Source organism: uncultured Flavonifractor sp., from assembly GCF_944383115.1.
Taxonomy (GTDB): domain Bacteria; phylum Bacillota; class Clostridia; order Oscillospirales; family Oscillospiraceae; genus Flavonifractor.
Genome location: NZ_CALWOJ010000007.1, coordinates 38,996 through 49,755 on the forward strand (window position 1 = coordinate 38,996; position 10,760 = coordinate 49,755).

Genomic DNA, 10,760 nt, shown 5'->3' on the forward strand with positions numbered 1-10,760 from the left:
AATGGCGAGTAGCAAAACAAGCAGGAAAGGCCGGGCCCCGCGCGAGCGTGGCTGCGGCCTCTCAATGCAAAAGGGAGGGGATTTTATCGGCTATGAGAATGGCGAATGGGGCCAGGGCGGGACCTGAATTCCCAGCCCGGGCGAGAGATCCCAACGAGGCCGCCCGGCCGGCGGCCGGCGGAGGTCTCACACTGCTGTAGGACGTGTGTCCGGCTCTGGAGGGCGGCGTTCAGGCGGTGATGCAGAACAAAGCAATCCAGAGACGGTAAGAGTAAATTACAGCATACGGCAAAACAAAGTTTGGAGGAAGAGAAATGCGAAAACGGATGTTGGCTATATTGTTGGCTGTGATGATGATTATATCCTTGCTGCCGACAACTGCGTTCGCGGCTGGCAGCATTACGGAACTGAAGCTCATGCAGGGCGATTCTGTAACGCTGGACATGCTGGCCAGTAGCGGCGGTACGGCAAACCTGGATGTTGCGACAACGTATACATTAAGTATGCAGCTGGATCATCCCTCAACGCTGACAATTACGCTGCCTGAGGGCATGAAGTTTGTCAGCCTGGATGAGGAGACTCTGAAGGACAGCTATTCTGCCGTCACAGATGTGACCTGGCAGAAGGGCGCCTCGGTCTATGGTTATCGGCCTAACAACGGGACGCTGACGGTTCAGTTTGACCCTGGTACGGAGTCTACCCCGTTCAGTGTGCTGGTTCAGCCAGACGAGGGGCTTATTCCTTATGAAGAAGTAGAGGACGGATATGCAATCAATACTGCCATCAAAGTGGAGCTAGACGGCACGGTTCGGACCATGAATGCAGTGGCAAGCATTGCTTCCGTAGCCTCAAATTTAACTGCTGTAAATGTCCCGGAAAGCAGATCGGGTGTGATTGGCGATACGGTTAGACTGAGCGGCAATTTTTTGCTGGGCAGAATTACCGAGAACTCGCCTGGCCGAGCAATGAAGGAGCTGACTCTTACATTTACTGCGCCCAGCACAATTACAAAAATTGAAGGTATAGAGAGCAGCGGCTGGACGGTAACAAAAGGCAGCACCTCCGGAAGCACGACGACTTGGACTGCGGTCAAACAAAATTATTTTTCCAGTAGTGCAGAACTCGGTGATTTTCGCGTTGGGATTCCTGCCGACGCAAGTGATGGAGCCACCTACCAGATAAGTATTACTAAAGTCACCGTTGCGCCATACGGTTCAACTCAGAGCTATGATTATCCAATTAGCAGAGTAAGGTTGAACATTATTGCGATGGACCCTGATGTGATTCATCTGAATCTGATTGACAGAAGCGCGGTTAACGTCTTCAAATACGATACTGACAATTACCAGACCCAGTTTGGTTCTGTCCGAATTGTAAACGAAAACATCACTGATATTGATATCCCTCTTACTTATAAGCTGGAGGCGGATACGACCTATCAGTTTGTGACCCGGGTCTCTGTCCCCTGCTATTATAGCGAGACCGACGACACCTGGATGCCCACCAAAATTGTGGTAACCGACGAGGACGGTAAACAGTATACTATTGACGGCGTAGACAACATCCGGGCGGTGTTGTCCATTCCATTTGAGCAGCGCGGTTTTGCCATTTGCGCTTCGGACATTCCTGGCTTTGATACCTCAAAGAGTATCAAAGCCGTGGAAGTATCCCTGCCTGGATACCCTGCTGGCTATGCGTCCACCGCCGGGTATGACTTTAAGCAGGGCAATGTCTCGGATACTGACCGGGCGGCGGCCTGGGGCCGCATTCGCGATACTGCCCCTGATAAGACTGTTGCGAACAACACCTATTCCGTGACGTGGGATGGCGGAAATGTAACTCAAGTTGCCACAACGACGATTTCCACCGATACGAATAAAGCCCAAATCATGGTAAGTGCGTCTGCTGTCAAATTTAAGGTGGATGATGTTCCGGTCAGCGGTACTACCGTGACTGCTTCCGCCGGTGATGTTATTAATGTAGAGTATGAGTTGGGCGCAGGTAATTACAATGCTGGTTACCACGCCAGTGAAACGATACTTTATGATCCTGTAATTTACCTTGTGCAGCCGGCTAATATCCTGATGGAAAATGTTACGTTTACTCTGCGTGGCGAGCCTCTCACTGTTTCGGAGAATAAAGAAATCTCTCCGTCCGGGCTGCCAGCAGGCGCTAAAATGTGGGAATATCATCTGACGGATGCTGAAGGCGGGAAGCTCCTGGTTGGTTGCTATGATAAAGACTGGAATACGGATAATATCGTCGTCAACTATGACTTGACGGTGCTGTCGTCTATCTCCAGTGTTAGCCACAATCTTTCAGAGCTGGTATTCTGTAAATCGAGCCTGGGTATGAAGTATATGGCCACCAGCGATGCCGCCAATCGACTGGCAGCTGACACGTATAATCTCAACGGTGGAAAACCAATGCTGACGGTGCCTGGCACCATTTCCATCCAGCAGGCTGCCGCCTTTGAGATCTCCTCCGCTATTCAGATCGAGGGCGAGGACGATTACTATGCGTTTGACCCCGAGAATCCCAACGGTACCAGTGCTGTTTTTGCCAGAAACGACACGGCCAACATCAAGGTGACGGTGACCAACTACAGCGGATATAGTGCTGACCATGTTGAGGTCTATATCCCCGTCCCCAAGGTAAAGGATAACGGTATCTTTAGTGACGCCTTCAAATCCGGAGACTTTGGCTTCGATATGTACGCGGAAGGCGTCGAGGGTGCCGTGCCTGATGGCTGGAAGGTGGAGTATGCCACCGTCAGCAGCATCTCCGGCGATCCATCAACGGGACTGACATTTAATGTCGACGCCTGGGAGACCACACCCAGCAACACCGACAATATGATCAAGCTGTCCCTGAATACCGACTCAAATGCCACCATGCCCAACGCGACCAGCGAGGAGTTCGTGCTGAAGTTCCGCGCCTCCGACATTGAGGAGCAGATGGATCAGCGCAACCTCTTCAAGAGCTGGTGGTCCTTCTCCGCCCAGGGGACCGTTAGTATGTATGATTCTTCCAAGATCTACAACTTTGGTACTATCGTACAGAATGGTATTCTCACCGGTACTGTCTACGAGGATACCAACCGCAACAGCCAGAAAGACGACGGCGAAAGCGGCATGGCCGGCGTTACCCTGGAGGCCGAGGACCAGTTTGGCCGTATCTACACCGTGACCACCGGGCCGGACGGCACCTATGAGTTTGACAATCTGCCCGGCAAGAGCCAGGTGGAGATTACGGTGACCAACCCCGGCAGCACGGATCCCAATGCCACCGATAAAACGCCCTATTGGTTCAGCCCCTATAAGGCCACTCCGGCGGGTTCACCAAGCGTAAACAGCGACGCTGTACCCAGCGAGGATCAGGCGACCGGCGTTATCACCATTTATTCTCTGAGCGGTATCGTGGGCGGCAAGGGTTACGCCCATGTAGGCCTGATGCCCCCGCTCACAGTCCAGTTTGATCACGACGCCAACGTCACTTCTGTTGACCCCACCAGCACCAAGGTGTTTAAGGGACAGACCATTGGCGCCGCGCTGAAGGATTCCGCTCCCGTGGTTGCCACGAACACCGGCTACTTCCACAGCGGATGGAAAACCGGCGACGGACCCGTCATGACTACGGATGCGCTGATGGCTACCGTTGCAAACAGCGACATAACCTATACCGCCGTCAGCGAAGCGGGCAAAGTAAGCGTTACCTACGAGCAGGCTTCCGGCAAGACCACCACCAAGAACAACGACCCCCTGCTCGTCATCGGTACCGTCACCGGCAACGACGAGGTACCTGTGGGCGACGTGTTCTTCATGTTCAGCGGCGATCTGACTGGCAGCAGCGTAGATCTGGACGACCAGGCGGAAGTGGATAGGTATGCTGCCACCATTACCCGGGTTATGGACAGCAGCGAGGCCTGGACGGAAGAGAAGGCCCAAAATCCGTCCCAATACTTCAACGGCTATGCCGACCTGATCCCCGCCGACATTACCTTCGCCAACGAGGATAGTTACAAGAGCGAGGGTGAGTTTGTCAGCATTCCCGCCGAGCTGCTGGCCCTGCCCGTGCGTATCGCCATCGGCAACGACATTACCACCTATTATAATGACAGCGCGCTGGGCAACTTTACACCGGAGAATGCGGTGCCTGACGCCAGCTCCGCCAAGTACAAGGTGGTCCGCACCTATGAGTACACCACCCTGAAGAACGGCAGCAGCACTGCCGTGACCTTGGGTGAACTTCTGGACGACAACTGTAAGTACGGCGGCACCATGACCTACTCCGACGTGGAAGTGTATGAGAAGCAGGGTGACGGCACCTGGAAGTCCATCACTACCGATAACGGTTATAACATCGGCAACGTGAATGATCCCCAGGCCGGCGTAAGCTATGAGGCCGACTTCTCCAACATCAAGCAGGAGATCCTCAATCGGTTGAACAGCACGGATCCCTCAAAGAAGTTCTGGAACATGGCAAACTCCAGCTTCGGCCTGGCCATTACCTACGAGTACATCAGCGACAACATCTGCCTCACCAAGTATGTACCCGATGATTCCCAGGTGGCCCTCTACGAGACCACCAACTCCCCCGCCCAGGCCTTCCAGCCCACTGAGCGGACCCACAACATTACCGCCCAGGTATATTATCGGGACAAGGGCCAGGGTGACGAAGCCTGGCAACTTCTGAGCCCCATGGGCGATACCTACACCATTAACTATAACCAGGAACTCAGGTTTGTAGCCACCGACTCCGACGCCACCGTGTCCGGCCAGTGGGCCTATACGGTGAATCCCGAGGACGGCCTGTCCGGCACCATTACTGCTGGTTCCGAAAACGCCACCAAGGGACAGACTGCCAGCTGGGTCTATTCCCAGGACAGCGAGGACGGCACCACCGGGCCTGTAACGGTGTATCTGATCCGCGAGTCCGACGGTACCTTCGACACGGTCAACACCTCTGTCAAGGTGCGGATCAACCCGAAGACGAGCGCCGAGACTCCTATGCTCACCATGAACCCCGAAAAGGTGACCCAGTTCTTTGCCACCTCCGGCGAGCCCACCCTGACGGTGGATGCCAGAGTCAGCGACAACGGCACCCTGACCTATCAGTGGTACAAGAGCGATACCAAGCTGTCTGGTGAGCAGCTGGATGACCTGGAGGGTAACGGCGCCACCAAGATCGATTCTGCCACCAGCGAAAGCTATCAGGTGACCCGGTCCGACAGTCAGAACGCCGACACGACGGTGTACTACTACGTCAAGGTCACCAATACCAAGACCGGCGCCTCCGGCACCGCCACCGCCACCGCCGTGGGCGAGGTTCCTGTCCAGTGGCTGATCCACACCGCCCCCGCAAAGCCGACACTGAGCGATGCCAGTTACAACGTTGGCGCAGCTGCGACGGCCCTGGATGCTACCGTCAGTGCGGTGGAAGACAACACCACCATCACCTATCAGTGGTATTCCAGCACCGATCCCAATGCTGATTTCGAGAGCTACAACAGCATCGGCAGCGCCAAAGACGCCACCTATACGCCCCCCACGAACAGTGCTGGCACCACCTACTACTATGTCAAGATCACCAGCACCCGCACCGTGGACGGCGTGTCCCACGCTGTGACCGTCGACTCCGATCGTGTCACCATCACTGTGGGCGTGGAGACCTTCACGCTGACCTTCAATGCCAACGGCGGTAAGAATCCGCCCAGCGAGAAGACCTACAGCAAGGGCACCACAGCTTATCTGGGAACCGTCACCGCACCCACCCACGATCCTGAGGATGGAACCGCCATCGTGTTCGTGGGTTGGAGCGCTACCAAGGATGAAACCATCTACGCCTTTGACAGCGAAACCGATCCCGATCTCATCACTGAGATTGTCATGGATCAGCACAAGGAAGTCTATGCTGTCTGGAGTTACGACACCAACAACAACGGCATCCCCGACGTCAACGAAAAAGGCAGCGTGTATACCCTGACCTATCAGGCCACGGGCAATACCGGCGCCACGCCTTCTGCTGTAAAGGCCCTGTCCGGTACCGTCATGGAACTGCATGACGGCGAGGGCATGAGCCACGATCCGGACGGCACCGGCAAAATCGTGTTTGCCGGCTGGAGCGAGAATATCGGTGATGATGGTAAGATCCTCTCTTCCGGTGACAGCACCGCCATGCTCAGAGATCAGGTGACCATGTCCAACAGCGACAAGACCGTGTACGCGGTCTGGGGCTACGACCTGAACGGTGACAACGTGGCCGACGTGAACGAAAAGAGCTACAGCCTGAACTACGACACCAACGGCGGTATCAACGGGCCCACCGACTCCAACAAGTATGTGAAAAACCAGAAGGTGACCCTGGATACCAAGACGGTGCCCACCCACGCTGCCGACGGCGGCACCGCCGTGGTGTTCATCGGCTGGACCGCAACCAGGGACACCAAGATCTACGAGGCCAAGGACAGCAAGCCCACCACCATCCCCGAAGTGACGTTTGCCGATGCGGACATCAAGGTCTATGCCGTCTGGGGCTACGACCGCAACAACAACGGCCAGGCTGACGTTACGGAGGATGACAAGAAGGTCACTCTGAGCTACGACAAAAACGCCATTGATGGTACCGTAGGCGGTATGCCTGCCGGCGATACCTATGTGGTCGGCCAGGAGGTAACCCTCAGCACCGAGAAGCCCACCCACGATTCTGTCAGCGGCAAGACCGTCCTCTTCGTGGGCTGGACCGAGACCCAGAACAGCAAGATCTACACCAGCGCCGACAGCGACGCCATGCCTGAGACCAAGGACAAGGTCACTATGGTGGCCGGCGGCAACACCGTGTACGCCGCTTGGGGCTATGACGAAAACACGAACGACATCCCCGACGTGCTGGAGAAGGGCCAGTTCACCCTGACCTACGACGCCAACGGCGGCACTGGCGATGTACCCACCGATTCCTTCAAGTACAGCACAGGTGCCACCGCTACCCTGAAGGGTAAGGGCACTCTGACCCATGCCCCGCAGGATGGCAAAAACGTGGTCTGGATGGGCTGGAGTCGGACCCAGTACGGCGTGCTGACTGCCAACGATCCCGCGCCCAGTGTGACGGATAAGGTCACCTTCACCAACAACAACATCACCGTGTATGCGGTCTGGGGCCTGGATACCGACGGCAACGGCACCCCCGACGTCAAGGAACCCAAGAAATTCACCCTGACCTATGACTCCAGCGGCGGCAGAGGCACCGTGACCGACAGCAACAACTATGTCAGCGGCAGCACCGCCACCCTGGTGGACACGGAGGCCGCTAAGGAACAGATCTTCCACGATGAGGTAAACGGCGTCAAAGTGGCACTCATCGGCTGGACCCTGACCGACCAGCAGGACAAGGTCCTGACTGCCAACGACACCCTGCCCGAGCTGAAAACCAGAGTGTCCTTCACTGGCAGCAGCATCACGGTGTATGCGGTTTGGGGCCTGGATACCGATGGCGACGGTACCGCCGACGTCCAGGAGACCGACAAGTATAGGCTGACCTATGATGCCAACGGCGGTTCCGGGGCACCCACCGACAGCAACAAATATGTGTCCAAACAGACGGTGACTCTGAGCGAAAGCAAGCCCACCCATGCGAAAGCGGATGGGAAAAAGGTTGTCTTTATCGGCTGGAGTACTGAGGACACCGATGAAAAGATCTGGGACAGCACCGTTGACAATGCCCAGGAGGTGCAGGCCAAGATCAAGGCCGACGTGACCTTTACAGACAACGACATCACGGTCTACGCCCTGTGGGGCTACGACACCAACGACAACGAGATCGCCGATATCCTGGAGGGCGCCCAGTACCGCCTGACCTATAACGTCAACGGCGGCAGCGGTTCCGTCACCGACAGCAAGCTGTACAAGGCCGGCGACGAGGTGACGCTGGACGAGGGCGCAGGCCTGACCCACAGCGATTCCAACGGCAAGAAGGTCCTGTTCTACGGCTGGAGCCGGTCCCAGCATGTGGACATTCTCACCGCCAACGACACCGTACCCAGCGACATGGCGAATAAGGTGGCCTTCTCCAACGGCGACATCGAGGTGTTTGCCGTCTGGGCGGAGAGCAGCGACGGAAACACCCCGGATATTGATGGTGACAAGCGCACCCTGACCTACGATTCCAACGGCGGCGTAGGTACGGTAACAGACACCAAGGCCTATGTGGACGGCAACACAGTGACCCTGCTGGACAAGAAAGGCATTCAGGGTTCTCTGGCCCACCTGCCTGTGGGCGGCGTGCCGGTGGAATTCGTGGGCTGGACCAGCGACAAGGCCTACGACACCATTTACGAGGCCAAGGATACCCTGCCCGACACCATCGTCACCGAGGTGACGTTTAACGGGGCCAACATTACCGTGTACGCCGTCTGGGGCTACGACCGCAACGGCGACGGCAAGCCCGACGTGCAGGAGCCTGAAGGAAGCAAGTATGACCTGATCTACGACCAAAACGCCATTGAGGGTACCGTAAGCGGCATGCCCACCGACAGCAACAAGTATGTGGTCAACCAGAAGGTGACCCTCAGCACCCAGGAGCCCACCCATGAGGATGTGGGCGGCAAGAGGGTTCTGTTCATCGGCTGGACTGAGAGCCAGAACAGCACGATCTATGCCAGCGGCGAGTCCGCTCCCACTGTGGCTACCGAGATTACCTTCGGCGCGGGCGACAAGACCGTGTATGCGGCCTGGGGCTACGACGAGAACAAGAACGACATCCCCGACGTGCTGGAGAAGGGCCAGTTCACCCTGACCTACAATGCCAACACCGGCAGCAACCCGCCCACCGATTCCTTCAAGTACAGCGCGGGCGCTACCGCTACGCTGGCGGGCCAGGGCAGCATGACCCATGATCCTGTGGGTGAGATCCCTGTACTCTTTATCGGCTGGAGCCTGACCCAGTGCGGTGTACTCACTGCCAACGATTCCAAGCCTGATATCGTGACCGAGGTCTCCTTCTCCAACGGTAATATTGTCGTATATGCGGTCTGGGGCCTGGATACCGACAAGGACAACACCACCCCGGATGTGGACGAGACCAAGTACACCCTGACCTACGATCCCAACGGCGGCGTGGGTTCTGTCACCGACGGCAACAAGTACGTCAACGGCAGTGTGGCCACCCTCAAGACCAAGGATGAGGTAACCAACCTGCTCTCTCACCCCGACCAGGACGGCGCCAAGGTGCTGTTCATGGGTTGGAGCAAGACCAAGTACGATGTGCTGACCGCCAACGACAGCATGCCTGGCGACATCATCCCCACCCTGACCTTCGGCGAGGGCAACGAGACGGTGTATGCCGTCTGGGGCCTGGACGCCAACGGCAACAAAACTCCCGACGTGGACGAGGGCGAGGACAACAAGTTCAGCATCACCTACCACGACAATGCCCAGGGCGGCATCGTCAGCGGCATGCCCACCGACAGCAACAAGTATGTTGAGGGGCAGAAGGTGACGCTCAGTACCCAGAAGCCCACCCACACCGAGGTGGACGGCAAGAAGATCCTGTTCGTGGGCTGGAGCACCACCCAGCTGAACAAGGTGTATTCCGGTACTGACGATCTGGATGAACTGAACCGCCAGATGTCCACCGAGGTGGTAATCACCGCCGATACGGATGTGTACGCCGTCTGGGGCTACGACAGTGACGGCGGCGGAATCCCCGACATTATGGAGGGCGCCCAGTTCACTCTGACCTATAACGTCAACGGCGGCAGCGGTTCCGTTACCGACGGCACCATGTACAAGTCCGGCGACGAGGTCACCCTGAAGGACGGCACCGGCCTGACCCACACCAACGCCGCCAACGGCAAGAAGGTTGTGTTCATCGGCTGGAGCCTGACCAAGTACGATGTGCTGACCGCCAACGATCCCGCGCCCAGTGTGACGGATAAGGTCTCCTTCTCCAACAGCAACATCGAAGTGTTTGCTGTCTGGGGCGAGAGTACCAACGGCACCGACCCCGACGTGAACGCCGGCAAGTATACCCTGACCTATGACGTCAACGGCGGCATCGGTTCCGTCACCGACAACAACCAGTATGTGGCGGGCAGCAATGTCGACCTCAAGACCAAGGGCGAGGTGGCCGCACTCATCTCCCATGCCGATCAGGACGGCGCCAAGGTGGCCTTCATCGGCTGGACCGCAACCAAGGACACCAAGATCTACGAGGCCAAGGATAGCAAGCCTGCGGTCCTGACCGAAGTGGACTTTGTGGACGATGACATCACCGTGTACGCCGTCTGGGGCTATGACCGCAACGGCGACGGCGATGCCGACGTGGAAAAGCCTGAAGGCAGCAAGTACACCCTGACCTACAACGCCAACGGCGGCAATGCCGACAGCGTACCCACCGATACCAACAAGTATGTGGCCAATCAGGTCGTGACCTTGGTCACCGAGCCCAAGCCCACCCATCCCGGCGACGGCACCGACGTGGTGTTCATTGGCTGGACCAAGGATGAGGCCACGGCAACCAGCAAGATTTACTCCGGCACCGACGACTGGGCGGCGCTGGATGCGAACCTGGCGGACAATGTGACCTTTACCGACAGAAGCATCACCGTGTACGCCGTCTGGGGCTACGACAGTGACGGCGGCGGAATCCCCGACATTATGGAGGGCGCCCAGTTCCGCCTGACCTACGACATCAACGGCGGTGATGTGGCGGCCCCCACCGACAGCACCATGTACAAGTCCGGCGACGAGGCCACCCTGGTGACC

1 protein-coding gene is annotated in these 10,760 nt (G+C 57.2%); it reads left to right on the plus strand.

Annotated elements, in window-relative coordinates; genetic code table 11:
• Nucleotides 1-314: 314 nt before the first annotated feature.
• Nucleotides 315-10,760 (plus strand): InlB B-repeat-containing protein (locus Q0K43_RS01860; RefSeq protein WP_297288868.1); only part of this gene is annotated, 10,446 nt, incomplete at its 3' end.